Annotated in this window: 16 protein-coding genes; 14 read left to right on the top strand and 2 right to left on the bottom strand. The window is 34.9% G+C overall.

Annotated features, from left to right (window positions below):
- Window positions 1-23: 23 nt before the first annotated feature.
- The 6 genes from citC (at window position 24) to citG (ending at window position 5,265) form a co-directional block, all read left to right on the top strand.
- Complete coding sequence (citC, locus tag ACSKY2_RS01500; protein ID WP_489878214.1) at window positions 24-1,076, top strand: [citrate (pro-3S)-lyase] ligase; 1,053 nt, start codon at window positions 24-26, stop codon at window positions 1,074-1,076.
- On the top strand, window positions 1,066-1,359 hold the full coding sequence (gene citD, locus ACSKY2_RS01505; protein ID WP_489877855.1) for a citrate lyase acyl carrier protein: 294 nt from the start codon (window positions 1,066-1,068) through the stop codon (window positions 1,357-1,359). The genes citC and citD overlap by 11 nt, the downstream gene beginning before the upstream one ends.
- Window positions 1,359-2,273 (top strand): citrate (pro-3S)-lyase subunit beta, encoded by a 915-nt coding sequence (gene citE, locus ACSKY2_RS01510; protein WP_489839665.1) that lies wholly within the window; start codon window positions 1,359-1,361, stop codon window positions 2,271-2,273. The genes citD and citE overlap by 1 nt, the downstream gene beginning before the upstream one ends.
- The gene (gene citF / locus ACSKY2_RS01515) at window positions 2,263-3,801 is read left to right on the top strand and encodes a citrate lyase subunit alpha (RefSeq protein ID WP_489877856.1); all 1,539 of its coding nucleotides are present in this window, start codon (window positions 2,263-2,265) and stop codon (window positions 3,799-3,801) included. The genes citE and citF overlap by 11 nt, the downstream gene beginning before the upstream one ends.
- Before the next feature lie 70 nt (window positions 3,802-3,871).
- Window positions 3,872-4,417: a citrate lyase holo-[acyl-carrier protein] synthase gene (citX, locus tag ACSKY2_RS01520; RefSeq protein ID WP_489877857.1), complete on the top strand. Its 546-nt coding sequence runs from the start codon at window positions 3,872-3,874 to the stop codon at window positions 4,415-4,417.
- 2 nt (window positions 4,418-4,419) lie between these two features.
- Complete coding sequence (citG, locus tag ACSKY2_RS01525; RefSeq protein WP_489877858.1) at window positions 4,420-5,265, top strand: triphosphoribosyl-dephospho-CoA synthase CitG; 846 nt, start codon at window positions 4,420-4,422, stop codon at window positions 5,263-5,265.
- Window positions 5,266-5,341: 76 nt separating this feature from the next.
- Here the strand turns inward: citG and ACSKY2_RS01530 are convergent, their stop codons facing one another.
- A complete protein-coding gene (locus ACSKY2_RS01530) occupies window positions 5,342-7,561 on the bottom strand; it encodes a glycoside hydrolase family 3 C-terminal domain-containing protein (RefSeq protein ID WP_489877859.1) in 2,220 nt (739 codons plus the stop codon).
- Window positions 7,562-7,942: 381 nt separating this feature from the next.
- Between ACSKY2_RS01530 and ACSKY2_RS01535 the strand changes: the two genes are divergently transcribed.
- The 8 genes from ACSKY2_RS01535 to ACSKY2_RS01570 all read left to right on the top strand — a co-directional run bounded on the left by ACSKY2_RS01535 (window position 7,943) and on the right by ACSKY2_RS01570 (window position 15,189).
- On the top strand, window positions 7,943-8,065 hold the full coding sequence (locus ACSKY2_RS01535) for a teichoic acid D-Ala incorporation-associated protein DltX (protein WP_489878215.1): 123 nt from the start codon (window positions 7,943-7,945) through the stop codon (window positions 8,063-8,065).
- 48 nt (window positions 8,066-8,113) lie between these two features.
- Complete coding sequence (dltA, locus tag ACSKY2_RS01540) at window positions 8,114-9,640, top strand: D-alanine--poly(phosphoribitol) ligase subunit DltA (protein ID WP_489878216.1); 1,527 nt, start codon at window positions 8,114-8,116, stop codon at window positions 9,638-9,640.
- Window positions 9,637-10,863, top strand: a complete 1,227-nt coding sequence (gene dltB, locus ACSKY2_RS01545) for a D-alanyl-lipoteichoic acid biosynthesis protein DltB (RefSeq protein ID WP_489877860.1) — start codon at window positions 9,637-9,639, stop codon at window positions 10,861-10,863. Before dltA ends, dltB begins: the two co-directional genes overlap by 4 nt.
- Before the next feature lie 22 nt (window positions 10,864-10,885).
- Window positions 10,886-11,125 carry a D-alanine--poly(phosphoribitol) ligase subunit DltC gene (gene dltC, locus ACSKY2_RS01550; protein ID WP_489839659.1) on the top strand — a complete coding sequence of 80 codons (240 nt, stop codon included), beginning with the start codon at window positions 10,886-10,888 and terminating at the stop codon, window positions 11,123-11,125.
- Window positions 11,118-12,374 (top strand): D-alanyl-lipoteichoic acid biosynthesis protein DltD, encoded by a 1,257-nt coding sequence (dltD, locus tag ACSKY2_RS01555; RefSeq protein ID WP_489877861.1) that lies wholly within the window; start codon window positions 11,118-11,120, stop codon window positions 12,372-12,374. The genes dltC and dltD overlap by 8 nt, the downstream gene beginning before the upstream one ends.
- Before the next feature lie 97 nt (window positions 12,375-12,471).
- Complete coding sequence (locus ACSKY2_RS01560; protein WP_491737200.1) at window positions 12,472-13,614, top strand: hypothetical protein; 1,143 nt, start codon at window positions 12,472-12,474, stop codon at window positions 13,612-13,614.
- Window positions 13,598-14,437, top strand: a complete 840-nt coding sequence (locus tag ACSKY2_RS01565; RefSeq protein WP_489877863.1) for an alpha/beta hydrolase — start codon at window positions 13,598-13,600, stop codon at window positions 14,435-14,437. The genes ACSKY2_RS01560 and ACSKY2_RS01565 overlap by 17 nt, the downstream gene beginning before the upstream one ends.
- Window positions 14,438-14,658: 221 nt before the next feature.
- Window positions 14,659-15,189, top strand: coding sequence for a hypothetical protein (locus ACSKY2_RS01570; RefSeq protein ID WP_489877864.1), 531 nt, complete (start codon window positions 14,659-14,661; stop codon window positions 15,187-15,189).
- A gap of 95 nt (window positions 15,190-15,284) precedes the next feature.
- Here ACSKY2_RS01570 and ACSKY2_RS01575 read toward each other — a convergent pair whose 3' ends face one another.
- Window positions 15,285-16,031 carry a LysR family transcriptional regulator gene (locus ACSKY2_RS01575; protein ID WP_489877865.1) on the bottom strand — a complete coding sequence of 249 codons (747 nt, stop codon included), beginning with the start codon at window positions 16,029-16,031 and terminating at the stop codon, window positions 15,285-15,287.
- Between the last annotated feature and the right edge of the window lie 122 nt (window positions 16,032-16,153).

Genomic DNA, 16,153 nt, shown 5'->3' on the forward strand with positions numbered 1-16,153 from the left:
TTTCGCAAGGAGGATTTGTCATGATGCAAGTGAAAGATTTATATATAGCAAATCCAGCTGTGCGACATAAATGGGAAACTTTTTTGATTGATCGTGGTATTACCAGATTTGACGATCGTGAAATAGCAACGATTGATGAAACGGTGGGTATTTATAAAGGCGATGATTTAGTTGCAACTGGTTCAATTGCTGGTCAGGTAATTAAATATATTGCTGCTTGTGAAAAAGATGTGCCAAAAGGTTCACGATTCAATTTGATATTGACCGAATTAACGAATCGCTTGGCACAACGAGGCATTTTTCACATATTTGTATTTACAAAGCCACAGTATCTGACGAGTTTTCAATACGTCGGATTTAATGAATTAGCGTTAACTAACCAGGGAGTTTTGTTAGAAAAAGGGCATCCCAATATCAGTGATTACCTTAATCGTGTACCAAAAATACAGAATGATGGTCATAAAAAAATTGCAAGTCTTGTGATAAATGCGAATCCATTCACCTTAGGACATCGGTATTTAATTGAACAAGCTGCTAAAGAAAATGACTTTGTTTATGTCTTTGTGGTTAATCAAGATGTGTCGTTGTTTACGACTAAGGAAAGACTAGCATTAGTTTCACAAGGCATTCAAGATTTAGGCAATGTTTGTGTCGTAGATGGTGGCCCTTATATGGTTAGTTATACGACTTTTCCAGCCTATTTTATCAAATCTGAAAACGATGTTATTAGATATCAAACAACATTGGATGCCACACTGTTTAAACAAAAAATTGTGCCATCATTAGCGATTACAAGTCGATATCTTGGTTATGAACCTTTTTCAAGAACAACAGCAATTTATAATCAAAGCTTGCAACATGAATTGGCAGATCAAGTTGATGTGCGAATTATCCAGAGAAAAGAAAATGAGAATGGTGATATTATTTCGGCGAGGAACGTGCGCCAAGCAATTGCGAAAAATGATTTAGAAACAGTTGCAAAAAACGTGCCAGTCTCTACGCTAAATTATATTAAAAAGAATTTTGTTAATATACAAAGTCGCATTAAGAAAGGACAAAGGATTAATGGAAATTAAGCAAACGGCAATTGCCGGTACATTAGAGTCTTCTGATGTACAAATCATGCTTTCAAAAGGAACTTCAGGCATTCAATTTGATGTTGAGTCCGATGTCGAAAAACAATTTGGAGATCAAATTCGGCAGACAGTCACTGATGTATTAACACATTATGATATTACAAACGTGGACGTCAAAATCATTGATAAGGGTGCTCTTGACATGGTTATCAAAGCACGGACTATTACAGCCGTACAACGTGCATTAGATATTGTTGATCAACCAACGTGGGAGGTGCTCTAATGGCAGAACAAGTAGAACGTTTGCGCCGGACGATGATGTTTGTACCAGGTAATAATCCAGCCATGGTTAAAGATGCTGGTATTTATGGTGCTGATTCAATTATGTTTGATTTGGAAGATGCTGTGTCGATGGGCGAAAAAGATGCCGCTCGTTACTTAGTTTATGAAGCATTACAAACAGTTGATTATGGTGATGCAGAGTTAGTCGTTCGTATTAATGGGCTAGATACACCATATTATGAAAATGATATTAAAGCGATGGTCAAAGCCGGTATCGATGTGATTCGTTTACCAAAGGTTGAATCAGCTAAGATGATGATACAACTTGAATCGTTTATTGCAGATGCTGAACGTGAATTTGGTCGTGAAGTTGGTTCAACCCATATTATGGCAGCGATTGAATCAGCTAAGGGTGTTTTGAATGCTTATGAAATTGCTGAGTCTTCGAAACGGATGATTGGTATTGCTTTATCAGCTGAGGATTATACAACTGATATGAAAACTCACCGTTATCCTGATGGTCAAGAGTTGCTATTTGCTCGAAACATGATTCTTCATGCAGCACGAGCAGCAGGTATTGCTGCTTTTGATACGGTGTTTACGAATATGGATGACGAAGCAGGATTCTATCGTGAAACTGAATTGATTCATCAACTTGGCTTTGATGGTAAGTCATTGGTTAATCCACGACAAATTGAAATGGTTAATAAAGTTTATCAACCAACAGCAAAAGAAATTGAAAATGCACAGAACGTTGTTGCTGCAATTGCTGAAGCTCATGCAAAAGGTTCTGGTGTTATCTCAATGAATGGTCAGATGGTGGATCGACCAGTTGTCTTACGAGCAGAACGTGTGATGCGTCTTGCGAAAGCAGCACATCTTGTAGATGAGGAGGGAAATAACATTGAAGAATAATGTAAACCGCGAATTGCCGGAAAAATTGATGAGTCGTCTGGATTATGAACCCTTTAAAACAACTGATTTTGGTACGCCTGATATTCAGCGTGTTGCACCAAAGGTTCATGCCACAGCAGTTGAAAGTAAGATTGTTGATTCGCTAGTCCAAGTGGTTAAGCAAACAGTTAAGGATGGTATGACGATTTCTTTCCATCATCATTTTAGAGAAGGAGATTATGTCTTTAACAAGGTGATGCGCATTATCATTGATGAAGGCTATCGTGACTTGACTTTGGCACCATCATCATTAACAAATGTTATGAATGATATTGTGGTCGAAGCAATCAACAAGGGTGTTGTTACAAATATTACATCTTCAGGAATGCGTGGTACGTTAGGGGATGCTGTATCACACGGTGCATTAAAAAATCCTGTTATTTTCCGTTCTCATGGTAATCGTGCTCGTGCAATCGAATCAGGTGAAATTAAAATTGATGTGGCCTTTTTGGGTGTACCTAATGCTGATGAAATGGGAAATGCAAATGGTATGGATGGTGAAACTGCTTTCGGTTCACTTGGTTATGCGTTAGTAGATGCACAATATGCTGATAAAGTTGTTTTAATTACTGATAATTTGAAAGATTACCCAAATGTGCCTGCTTCAATTAATCAAACGCAAGTTGATTACGTGGTTAAGGTAGATCAAGTTGGGGATGCTGATAAGATTGGGTCAGGAGCAACTCGTTTTACCAAAGATCCTAAAGAACTTAAAATCGCACAGACTGTTAATAAAGTCATTACGCATTCAAGTTATTTCAAAGATGGCTTTTCATTCCAAACTGGTTCAGGTGGTGCAGCATTAGCCGTGACACGTTTCCTACGTCAATCAATGATTGATAATCAAATTAAAGCTTCATTTGCCTTAGGTGGTATCACGAAGCCTACGATTGATTTACTTGAAGAAGGATTAGTTGATCGTGTGATGGACGTGCAAGACTTTGATAAAGGCGCCGCAGCTTCTATGCATTTGAACAAGAATCAGCAAGAAATTGATGCTTCATGGTATGCTGATCCAGCTAATAAGGGTGCAATGGTTGACAAATTAGATATCGTGATTCTTTCAGCGCTTGAAATTGATACGAAGTTTAATGTCAATGTTATGTCAGGGTCAGATGGTGTTATTCGTGGTGCAATTGGTGGTCACCAAGATGCTGCTGCAGCAAAGTTAACAATTATTTCAGCACCATTAGTTCGTGGTCGAATTGCAACGGTTGTACCAGACGTCACAACTGTTGTTACGCCAGGAGATTCAATTGATGTGTTAGTGACAGAGATTGGGATTGCCATTAACCCAAAGCGTCAAGACCTGATGGAAACACTTGGCCACATTCCTGGTGTACCAGTTTACACAATTGAAGAAATGCAACAAAAAGCGGAAGAAATTGTTGGTCGACCTAAGCAACTTGAGTTTACAGACAAGGTTGTTGCAATGATTGAATATCGCGATGGATCAATTATTGATGTCATTAAAGAGGTAAAGGATTAATTTATGAAGGACAAATGTCGCTGATTAGTGATGTTTGTCCTTATACATATTAGATATGAGGAGTGATGGCATGGTTGATATATTTAAAGAAGGTTCACCCGTAACGCTACTCGAAATTTTAGACAATAAAGATTGGCGAGTTGAACAACAGCAGCAGTTAATGAACAAATATCCACAAGCTGTTGTTGTTGCCGTTAAATTAAACATACCTGGTGCCATTAAGAATAATCAACTAATGACACAAATATTTATAGACGGTTGGCAGAAATTAAAGACGACTTTTTTGAATAATGAAGAATTAGTTAGCCAATACGACCTTGATCGTTTAACTGGTCCAGAAGGGTTTATCGTTATCGATGGGTCAATTGATGATGTTAAGCGTGAGACCATTCAGTTTGAAGTGGATTACATCTTAGGTCGCCTATTTGATGTGGATGTGATGACCCATAAAAGGGCAGCTAAGCAAATCTCACGAACGGCATTAGGATTACCACAAAGAGTATGTTTTGTTTGTCAACAGCCGGCAAAAATATGTGCACGTATGCAGAAACACTCTAGTCAGGAGATTAAGCAAGCTATTAATATTTTGTGTGGTGATTACTTTGAAGGGAAATGATGATGACAAAACAAGAAGTGATAGATGCAGCAGTGAAAGCATTACTGTATGAAGTTTCTGTCAAACCAAAACCGGGTTTGGTAGATCCGATAAGTGTTGGTGCACATGATGATATGGATATGTTTACTTTTATAGATAGTGCAATTGCTTTACGACCTTACTTTATGTCAGTTTATGACTGTGGTGTCAAATTTAAAGGTCAACAATTAACAGCATTATTTAAACAAATACGACCAATTGGTATGCAGGCCGAAAAATTAATGTTTCAGGCGACAAAAGGCGTTAATACTCATAAAGGTGCTATTTTTTCGTTAGGTATTTTGGTGGCAGCCACTGGTTATTGTCAGCAATCTGAACAATCTTATCAAACTAACGATTTTGTGCCAGTGATTCAGAAAATGTTACAAGAATTAATTGCAACAGATTTTAATGGTTTAACCAATAAAAACGAATTAACTGCAGGTGAAAAGCAGTTCATACAGTATGGTAAAGGCGGAATTCGCGCGGAAGCTGCAAGTGGTTATCCAGTTGTATTTAAAATTGCGTTGCCATATTTAAGAAAGATTCGAGGAACACGCAATCAAAAATTGTTAGATACTTTGATGATCATTGTGAAAAATACGGAAGACTCCAATCTTATTAAACGAGCAGGAACCGTTAATGTTTTACCTTGGGTGAAAGAAAAAATTAATCATTTCTTTCAATTAGGTGGGAGTCAGACAGGAGCAGGCATGCAATATTTGGCAGATCTTGATGAAGTATTTATTGAGAAAAATTTAAGTCTGGGTGGATCCGCTGATTTACTTATTTTAACTATTTATTGTGCCTTGTTAGAAGGAATTCTGTAATTGTTGATTATTATATAAAAAGCCACATATGATGATTTAAAATTAATCATCATACGTGGCTTTTTACTGAGACTTGTTATTGGTTAGCTAAAGATAGAAAATCATTTAATTGCTTGATGTCAGCACCGACCATAACGACTGCTCTTAGTGGCATATTAGCTAGTAATTCTTGATTATCCTCAGTGCTTGTCATGTAAGTAATGACTTCATTAAGACCTGATTCTTGCAGAGCTGGTTGTAAGTCATCTCGTTTAACAACTTCACTGATATAGGTTTCTGTTGTTATAGGTGCTAATGAACTTGTTCCCAATTTAACAAATAAACGTTGCGTTAAGTGAATGTCTCGTGATGAACTACCAATTTTAATGAGATAATCGCCGTTATCAACGACCCAAGATTGATTATTGACGTTATACCAAGCAAAATGACGTCGTCTTAATTCAATGTCAATATCTTTTGTTTGGCCAGGGGCCAGAGCAACCTTTTTAAATGATTGTAAAGAATTAACGGGCATTTCGACATCGCTTACTAAGTTTTCAATATATAATTGGGCAACTTCTTGCCCGAAACGTTGGCCAGTATTTGTTATTGTAAAGTGTACATGAACACTTTCTTCATTACTTTGTATCTTCAAATGATCGTATTTAAATGTTGTATAGCTTAATCCATGTCCAAATGGGAAACTAACAGGACGTTCTTTTAAATCATAGTAACGATAACCAACAAAAATACCTTCATGATAGTTTTCTTCATGGTGACTAGCATTAAATGTGCCATAAGTTGGGGTATCTTGAATTTTAATTGGGAAGGTTTCAGCCAATTTACCAGAAGGATTTACCTGACCTGTTAAAATATCCCAAGTTGCTTCACCAACAGCTTCGCCAGCAAGATAAGTTTCTAAAATAGCTTGCACTTCATTTTTCCACGGCATAGTAATTGCAGACCCATTTTGTAAGACAACAATCAAATGAGAATTTACTGTGGCTAGTTGATGAATTAATGAAACTTGATTATCTGGTAAATCAAGTGTTTTTTTATCAAAGCCTTCTGATTCATCACGTTCCGGCACACCAACAAACATAATTACTTTATCACTTGCTTTGGCAGCTGATAATGCATCTTGAACCATTTGTGCATCAGTTTTTGTGTCATCGATGCGGTAACCTGGTTCATAAACGATACGTTGTTTACTAGACTGTGCAGCTGCAAGAGGTGTCACGATTTTATAAGCATTAACGTGTGAGCTACCGCCACCTTGATAGCGAGGTTTTTCAGCTAACTCGCCAATAAGTGCGACATTATCTGTTGTACTTATTGGTAAGATATGCTCATCATTCTTCAAGAGAACCATGCTATCGTCAGCAATTTGACGTGCAAATGCATGTTGTTCGTCCTTATCATAGGTTAAAGCATGGCTGTTCTCAATATGAAATTTTTCGACCAAATGTAGAACTCGCAAAACAGCAGTGTCTAAGACGGATTCTTCTAATTCACCATTATGAACGGCAGTAACGATTCGTTTTACTGAGTATTCACCATTACCAGGCATCTCTAAGTCTAAGCCAGCTTTTAAGGCAGCAATATTATCTGCAACGGCGCCCCAATCAGACATAACAAGGCCGGTAAATCCCCATTCGTTACGCAGAATTTGCGTTAATAAGCGGTAATTTTGTGAGCTTAGTTGACCATTAATTGCATTGTATGAACACATGATAGTCGCTGGCTCAGCATGTTTAACAATTTTTTCAAAGGCTGACAGATAAATTTCACGCAAAGAACGTTCATCGATATTAGAAGAAGAAGTGAAGCGTTGATTTTCACGATTATTGCCAGCAAAGTGCTTTACACTAACACCAACACCTTGTTGTTGGACACCGTTAACGTAAGCGACACCTAGTTCACCTGCTAAATAAGGATCTTCAGAGAAATATTCAAAGTTGCGGCCGGCTAAAGGCGAACGTTTGATATTTACTCCAGGTCCAAGTAATACTGAAACGTTTTCTGATTTAGCAGCTTTGCCGAGATGCTGTCCTAATTGATATAGCATATCAACATTGAATGAACTAGCGGTTAATGCTGCGCTAGGAAAATCAATCGCTTCAACACTTTTATTCAAGCCTAGTGCATCTGCATTATCGGCTTGTTTACGTAATCCAGATGGCCCGTCAGTAACCATTATTTCAGGTATGTTGTGCATTTCATTACTTGACGTAAACCAAAAATTTTTACCACTAACTAGCTCTGCCTTTTCAGTAGTTGTTAGTTTTTTTACAAAAGATAAATCAAATTTTGACATGTATTACCTCCTATTATTAACTAAAATTTAGCAAGACCAAGCGCATAAAAAATTGTAACAAGAATATAATAGCGCTTTCTATCAATAAATTTTAAATTTATAAAAAAATAAGATAGTTAAAAGCCTGTGGATTGATTGCCTTAAAATGATGTTTTAAATATAATAGCACAAAGTAAATGTTAAAAAAGTATGGGTGAATTTTTGGGCTTAAAAAATGATGAGACGTTAAAAATCGTGGCACGAATAATTTATTTTTAATAAATAGTTAAGGTTAAATCGTTAACTTACTGTTGAAACATTTGTAATATAAATGACAATTTATGAAATACATTGTCATAATAAGGAGGGCAATCTGTGGATAAAATACAAGTTTCACAAACGATGCGCCAGGCATTAAAATTTTTGTGTCAAACAATATTTTATGCCGTTATTATTTTTTCACTTGTTTATTTATATGGATACTCAGGCTTAGGTCAGGGTCATTTTATTTATAACGAGTTTTAATATCTACTCTACTAAAATTTTTAAGGGGTTAACATGCAAATTACGAATATGCTTGCGACGATTGATGGTTATGCAATGACACAACCAAATACAACGATGTATAACATGCTCGGAGAATGTCATACGTATGCTGACTTGAAGCGCGATTCTGATGGATTAGCAGCTTACATTGATTCATTAAATATTCCGCCAAAATCTTTAGTCATGGTTTTTGGTGGACAACAATATGAAATGTTAGTCGCTTTTATTGGCTTAAGCAAATCAGGTCACGCATATGCGCCGGTTGATGTTAATTCGGCAAATGAGCGTATCACAAATATTTTACAAATTGGACAACCAAGTTTGATTATTGCAATCGAACCTTTACCAATAGAGGTTGATCAGATTCCCGTCGTTGGATTGGCAGCTTTACATGACATCTTTTCAACCAAAAACAAGTATGTCATGACGCATCCGGTTAGCGCAGACGATAATTTTTACATTATTTTCACGTCTGGTACAACGGGATTACCAAAAGGTGTTCAAATATCTCATAATAATTTATTATCCTTTACAAATTGGATGATTAATTCGGAGACATTTTGTATACCTGAACACCCGCAAATGCTGGCACAGCCACCGTATTCTTTTGATTTATCTGTGATGTATTGGGCGCCAACTTTAGCAATGGGTGGCACGCTGTATGCACTACCAAAACAGATAACTGAAAATTTCAAAACGTTATTTGAAACACTACCTCAGTTACCGGTAGATGTATGGACTTCAACGCCATCATTTGCAGATATGGCGATGCTATCAGAAGACTTTAATGAGGCAAATCTTCCCAGCATAAAATATTTTTATTTTGATGGTGAGGAATTGACAGTTAATACGGCAGTAAAATTACACGAGAGATTCCCTAACGCAAGAATTGTGAATGCATATGGGCCTACTGAAGCAACCGTTGCGTTATCAGCTGTACAAATTACACCGGCAATGCTTGATCAAGCTGAACGATTGCCAATTGGTTTTCCAAAACCTGATTCACCAACAGTTGTTGTTGACAACGAGGGCGAAGTTTTACCAACTGGTAAAATGGGAGAGATTATTGTTACTGGTCCAGGTGTTTCTAAGGGTTATATTAATAATCTTGAAAAAACACAACAAGCCTTTTTTATGTTTCATAATCAACCTGCCTATCATACGGGTGATCTTGGTTATTTTGACTCAGCAGGTATGCTTCATTATGGTGGTCGGTTAGATTTTCAGATTAAGTTTAATGGTTTTCGCATTGAATTAGAGGAAGTTTCGCAAATACTAAGTATGTCTAAGTATGTTTCTGCTGCAGTTGCAGTGCCTAGATATAATGAACAGCATAAGGTTCAAAATTTATTGGCATTTATCAGATTAAAGCCAGGTGTTCATGATGCATTTCGTAAAGAGATGTTGTTGACCAAGGCAATTAAGGAAGATATTAAAGATAATATGATGCCGTATATGATGCCATCAAGATTTCTGTATCGGGATGAGTTACCATTGACGCCTAACGGTAAAATTAATATCAAGGCACTAATTAGTGAGGTTAATAAGCGATGATGGATTGGTTACAAGCGTTGCCTAATTTACAACCTTATGGGGATCCACAATATTTTGTTTATTTAATTGTTTTACTAGTTCCAATCGTTATCGCTATTTTTTTAGGTAAGCGACTGAAATGGTATGAATCAATCATTTCACTAATTTTTATTGTTCTCATGTTTGCAGGAGACCATTGGCAGCAGTTTGTCGCCTTATGTGGTTACATTATTTGGCAATCAATGATTGTTTTTGGTTATGCTGCTTATCGAAGAAAAGCGGATAATAAATGGATTTTTTATGGTACTGTTTTTTTAGATATTTTGCCGTTGGCAATTGTTAAATTGACACCAGCCTTTACTATGGGTAAAAGTTCAATTATTGGTTTTTTAGGTATTTCGTATCTGATGTTTCGATCGGTTGGTATGTTAATGGAAACACGTGATGGTGTGCTAAAAGAATTTACACTTAGCCAGTTTTTACGGTTTATGTTGTTTATGCCAACAATTTCTTCGGGACCAATTGATCGTTTTCGTCGTTTTACTGCTGATTATGAACACTTACCAGATCGTGATAAATATTTAAGCATGCTGGAAAAAGCAGTTCATTACCTTTTTTTAGGGTTTCTATATAAGTTTATCTTGGCATATATTTTTGGCTCGTTATTATTGCCAAACATAGAACATATGGCATTGGCAGAAGGAGGGGCCTTTAATTTACCAACAATTGGTGTGATGTATGTTTATGGCCTAGATTTATTTTTTGATTTTGCTGGTTATTCATTGTTTGCAATTGCCATTTCATATGTGATGGGTATTGAAACACCGGTTAATTTTAACAAACCATTTTTGGCTAAAAACTTAAAAGATTTTTGGAATCGGTGGCATATGTCACTCAGTTTTTGGTTCCGTGATTTTGTTTTTATGCGTTTAGTAATGGTATTTATGCGCCACAAAGTTTTTAAAAACCGTAATGTGACATCTGGTGTTGTATATGTCTTAAATATGACTATTATGGGTTTTTGGCATGGGGTAACTTGGTATTATGTTAGCTATGGTATTTTCCATGGCCTAGGTATGGTTATTAATGATTGGTGGTTACGTTATAAACGACGTCATAAAGATCAATTACCACATAATAAATTAACAGAAGCATTAGCAATCTTTATAACATTTAATGTTGTTATGTTTAGTTTCTTGTTATTCTCAGGATTTTTAGATCAATTATGGTTTCACAACTATTAATAAATAAAAGAGGTATATTAAAATGAATATTAAAGAAGAAGTTTTAAGTATCATTAATGAATTATTTATGGCTGATGTTAGTGATATGATGGATGACGATTTGTTTGATGCCGGTGTGCTTGATTCAATGGGAACCGTTGAATTAGTGTTGGAACTTGAAGCAAAGTTTAATATTAAAATTCCAGTTTCAGAAATGGGACGTGATGATTGGAATACAGCGAATAAGATTATTCAAGGAATTAAGGAGTTACAAGATGTTTAAAAAATTGGGCCTAATTTTTGGCCCAGTGATCTTAGCTTTTGTCCTGGTTTTTTCAATAATCATGTTGGTTCCAGAATCAAGTCAAACAAAACATAATTTTCTTGAGGAACAGCGTGCTGCTAATGCTTTAACGCCAACAGTTTTTAAAAATGGGACTTTAAAGCAACGCGCACTAAGTGATCCAAATCATCGTTTTGTACCATTTTTTGGTTCTAGTGAGTGGAATCGCATGGACAGCTTTCATCCATCAGTCATGGCAGAAGCTTATCATCGATCATATCGTCCTTTTCTACTTGGTCAAAGAGGGGCACAATGTTTAACGCAATATTTTGGCATGCAACAAATGACACAACAAATGCGTCACAAACAAGCTGTTTTTGTTATTTCACCTCAGTGGTTTGTTAAATCTGGAGAGGATCCAGCAGCATTTAATTATTATTTTAATCAAACACAAGCTTTAACTTGGTTGCAGCATGCTAAAAATACAGCTGCTGATCAATACGCTGCAAAACGTTTGTTACAAATGAATATCTCTTCTTCGCTAAATCATTATTTAGCAAAAATTGCCGCTGGAAAATCTTTATCTAATACAGATTTAACGAAAATAGCAATCAAATTAAGATTTTTAAATCATGAAGATTCGTTATTTGCGGACATACAAATTGGTAATAACTATACAAAAAAGATTTTGCCCAAGGTTAAGAATTTACCCAAAACTTATAATTATCAACAATTAAATACTTTAGCAGATTCGTATGCCCGAAATAATACAACGAATAATAAATTTGGAATTGATAATACTTTTTATCAGCAACGAATTGCTTCACAATTAAAAGAAATTAAAGGGTCACAAAAAGCGGTTAACTATCTACAATCACCAGAATACGGTGATTTACAGCTGATTTTACAACAATTTGCACGCACAAATACAAATGTGCTGTTTGTTATCCAACCAGTGAATGAAAAATGGGCTCGATATACAGGGTTAAATACCAGTATGTATCAACACTCTGTTGCAAAAATTAAACATCAATTAACGTCTCAGGGATTTAAAAATATTGCTGATTTTTCAAATGATGGTAAGAAAAAGTATTTTATGCAAGATACAATTCATTTAGGATGGCGTGGTTGGCTAGCGTTTGATAAGAAAGTGAATAACTTTTTAACAACAAAGCAACCAGCACCAACATATCATTTAACTGACAAATATTATACAAAATCGTGGATGATGGATTCGTATGCTTATTAAGTAGGTTATCGATAGAGAATATTTTAAATTGTCTTTTAAGGTGGTGGAGGCTCTCTACCACCTTTTTTTGTTCATTTCAATGAAGGAGTATATTTAAATGCACCAGATATTCCGAATAGTTCAAAAAAATATGTATAAACTACTGCCAAGCGTTATTTTTTTAACATGGCTAACATTGATACAACGTTTGTTTATTCAACCAGACGGCTTTTTCCCTACCATTCTTAATTATCAGTCATTTATGACTAGTCATGGTTTCATTAATATGGTGATGAATATGCTGATAACGGTAGGATATCAATTAGTTATTGTATTAGTAATTAGTTTATCATTGATATCAATCTTACATGAAGAAATGTTGCGTGATCATTTAAGTATTTTAGTTGCTATTTCAGGGATAATTGTCTGGTGTTTGATGAATAATCTTTTGTATCTCAATTGGTTAGTTTTACCATTATATGTCATCTCAATTGCTTGGCCACTAAAAAAAGTACCCTCCAAATGGCGTTTTTCTCTGGGTATCATGATTAGTTCAGGATATGCGATGTATATATTAATTGCACAAAAAATTTATCATTTTAATTTGGCGATGTTTCTACAACAAAGTTTTAATAACTTTATTGGGGATGGGTCAACAAATGTTTTTCATACAATTGTTTTACAGATTATATCAACTATCACCAATTTACTAGGATTGAATAGCATTTCAATGTTAGATAGTCATGATCTTAATTTAACAAGTGCTAATGACAATCTTGTTGCAACTTTACAACATCATACGGTACCATATTTATTCACGACTTATCCGTTATCTAGTTTCTTATTAGTGGGTGGTGCAGGGATGTTGTTAGCCTTGTTTATTGCATTCATTGTACAAGGGCATTCGCTTAAGAAGATACCATTAAAATGGTATTTTGTTGGTATACCACTAATTTTTGATTTGTGGTGGCCGTTGGCCTTTATGTTGCCAATCTTTTGGCGATTTAATGTTTTGAAACGGGCGGTTATGGTGACGACAACGAATGCCATCATTGGTAGCTTATTATTATATTGTCATTTAAAACCGGCTGTTTATTGGGTGCCAAACGGGATGCCTAATTTATTTTTTGGTGGATTAGCATCACATCACTTGGTTGCCTATAGTATTGTTATTATGGTGCTTTTACTAATTGATGTCATGATCTATTGGCCGGTGGCACATCAAATGATGATGGAGATAAAAGATGCGGAAAATAATTAAAATGTTCCTTTTAGTGGGTACTGTTACCTTAATTGTTAGCATGCTGATATTAGAAGTCAATTGGAATCATCATAAAACAACGGTGAATCGTGCCATTTATAATTCAAAAACATCACCGACGATTTTGGTACCAGGATCTTCAGCTTCACAAGATCGATTTGATTACTTAATCAAGCAATTAAATACTGGTAATAATAAACATAGCTTGATTAAGGCAGTGGTTAATAAACAAGGGGTTGTGAAAATTTATGGTAAATATCATGTAAATGATCCAGCACCTTATTTTGTCATAGCTTTTGAAAACAACCAGGATGGTTATGAAAATATTAAAAAGCAAGCACAGTGGTTAGACAAAGCAATTCTAACTTTGCAAGAACGGTATCGTTTTCGACAATTTCAAGCAATTGGTCATTCAAATGGTGGTTTAATTTGGACACGTTATTTAGAAAAGTACTATCAAAAGCAGTCAGTTCAATTATCAGTATTGATGACGATTGGCACACCTTATAATTTTTCTGAGAAAAATGTGCATAATCGGACCAAAATGCTTGATGATTTCATAAAAAATCGGAGCAAATTGCCTAGTGATTTAACGGTGTATTCAATATTGGGGACAGAAACATATGACGACGACGGTATTGTACCAGAGCAATCAGTTGAAACTGGCAAATTTATTTTTCAGAAACAGGTTGCTAATTATACACAAATAACCGTGACAGGTGATGATGCGCAACATTCAGATTTGCCACAGAATCGACAAATTATTAAGTTAATTGAACAAAATGTATTACCACAAAACCATCGGAATTGGCGAAAACGTTAATATTCATTAAAAATTAACTTATCAAAACAACATATCTTAAAAAGTGATAACGTTATCTGTTTTTTAAATTATGCAAATCGTTGGTCAGTCATTAAAATAATGGTATTAATTTGATGTTTCATTGAGCAATTTTAATTAATTACGTAATCACATAAATTTTTGATAATAACAATGTTGAAGTTTTTGGTAGAATTACTGAAAAGATTTAGAGGATAACTATCATGGGGAGCAAGGGCAAAACTTGGTATATTTATATAATTTTTCTAATAATAATTGGTACAATTGGATTCAGCGTTTTCACACACGATCATTCATTAACGAACGCGCAATTTGAGTCATTACCTATAAATGAACAATTCAAAAAAGCGCCTGCTGGACATTATATTCATTTGCAGAAAAAAAGTGATATTATTTATCGAACAACTTGGAGTGCAAAACAGATACATGATTATTTGATAAATCAAATGAATAATACAACAATAGTTAATCGTAATGGTACAACTGATGCCAAAAGTAATTTAGGAACCAGTCATTTATTTAATGATAATGGTGTATCGAATACCGAAAATGGTCCGGGTATTTTAACTTTAATAACATTTGAACTGAATGGTAATGGTAATTTTAATAGTAATATGAGAAATAATTCGTTTTCGCAAAAAAGTAAGTATGATTATAATTGGTACTTTAATAGCTTAAGTGATGCGAAAAAAGATACCAATGTTGCCAAATATGTGAAAAAAATTATTCGGTGATGTACTAATTTTATTATCAACGTAATTGAACATTAAAATAGATGATTGCTCATCATGAGACAATCATCTATTTTTGTATAATGATGGGTTTGTTATTAACCTTGTTTTGCACGATATAAATGATAATTTAGCGGAATGTCCGTCCCCTGTAACTTAGTAAAATCCTTTTTATTAGCAAGAGAGACGGGCAAGAAGGCGATACCTTGACCTTGCGCAACCATTTGAGTAATTGTTTGTAGTGAGTCGATTTCAAGCACCCGATTATCGTTTGTGACATTTAACAATGTTTTTTTCCTAAATTCGCATTCGGGGTCACTGTTAATCAGAATTGGTAAATTTTTATTTTCAAAATCAGTTTCATGATGTGCTAAATAATTACAATAAATTGTACAAACTTTTTGTAGTGAATAATTTGATTGATTATTTAAATCAGAAAATGTCACAACAATGTTATATAAGTGTTTAGTTGATTCTTGGATAATGTCGTTTTGTTTTTTAACAATAATTTTGCTAAAAGCATCATAATCAATGAGATTATGATTGACCAAATCCGACACTAAAACTTCTGATCCTAAAAGAGATTTTTTTTGATGCTTAATCTGATTGGTTACGTTAGTGAATTCTTTTTCAATGTTTAGCACTGCGGTATAAAAAAGATTACCTTCAGTTGTTGGTATGACACCACTCGAAGTACGTAAAAAAAGTGGCGTATGAAGCTCTTTTTCCATTTCTTGTAGCCTTGTCGTGATATTCGATTGGGCGTAACCCAATTTTTTAGCGGCTTTATTGATTGAACCAGATTCGTATATCGCATGAAAAATACTTAAATCGTTAAAATTCATTTTGAATACCTATCACTTTTTGTGATAAGTATAACATTATCTAGTATTATTCTAAAACACTAAGAAATCCTAAAATAAGAATTGTTAAAAATAATAGTTAATTTTTTACGGAGGACTTTACA

This window comes from Weissella sp. ESL1156 (assembly GCF_058505625.1).

Bases quoted from the DNA above. Each gene is read 5' to 3' on its own strand.
- citC (WP_489878214.1), top strand. From the start codon at position 24: ATGCAAGTGAAAGATTTATATATAGCAAATCCAGCTGTGCGACATAAA.
- citD (WP_489877855.1), top strand. From the start codon at position 1,066: ATGGAAATTAAGCAAACGGCAATTGCCGGTACATTAGAGTCTTCTGAT.
- citE (WP_489839665.1), top strand. From the start codon at position 1,359: ATGGCAGAACAAGTAGAACGTTTGCGCCGGACGATGATGTTTGTACCA.
- citX (WP_489877857.1), top strand. From the start codon at position 3,872: ATGGTTGATATATTTAAAGAAGGTTCACCCGTAACGCTACTCGAAATT.
- citG (WP_489877858.1), top strand. From the start codon at position 4,420: ATGACAAAACAAGAAGTGATAGATGCAGCAGTGAAAGCATTACTGTAT.
- ACSKY2_RS01530 (WP_489877859.1), bottom strand. From the start codon at position 7,561: ATGTCAAAATTTGATTTATCTTTTGTAAAAAAACTAACAACTACTGAA.
- ACSKY2_RS01535 (WP_489878215.1), top strand. From the start codon at position 7,943: ATGCGCCAGGCATTAAAATTTTTGTGTCAAACAATATTTTATGCCGTT.
- dltA (WP_489878216.1), top strand. From the start codon at position 8,114: ATGCTTGCGACGATTGATGGTTATGCAATGACACAACCAAATACAACG.
- dltB (WP_489877860.1), top strand. From the start codon at position 9,637: ATGATGGATTGGTTACAAGCGTTGCCTAATTTACAACCTTATGGGGAT.
- dltC (WP_489839659.1), top strand. From the start codon at position 10,886: ATGAATATTAAAGAAGAAGTTTTAAGTATCATTAATGAATTATTTATG.
- dltD (WP_489877861.1), top strand. From the start codon at position 11,118: ATGTTTAAAAAATTGGGCCTAATTTTTGGCCCAGTGATCTTAGCTTTT.
- ACSKY2_RS01560 (WP_491737200.1), top strand. From the start codon at position 12,472: ATGCACCAGATATTCCGAATAGTTCAAAAAAATATGTATAAACTACTG.
- ACSKY2_RS01565 (WP_489877863.1), top strand. From the start codon at position 13,598: ATGCGGAAAATAATTAAAATGTTCCTTTTAGTGGGTACTGTTACCTTA.
- ACSKY2_RS01570 (WP_489877864.1), top strand. From the start codon at position 14,659: ATGGGGAGCAAGGGCAAAACTTGGTATATTTATATAATTTTTCTAATA.
- ACSKY2_RS01575 (WP_489877865.1), bottom strand. From the start codon at position 16,031: ATGAATTTTAACGATTTAAGTATTTTTCATGCGATATACGAATCTGGT.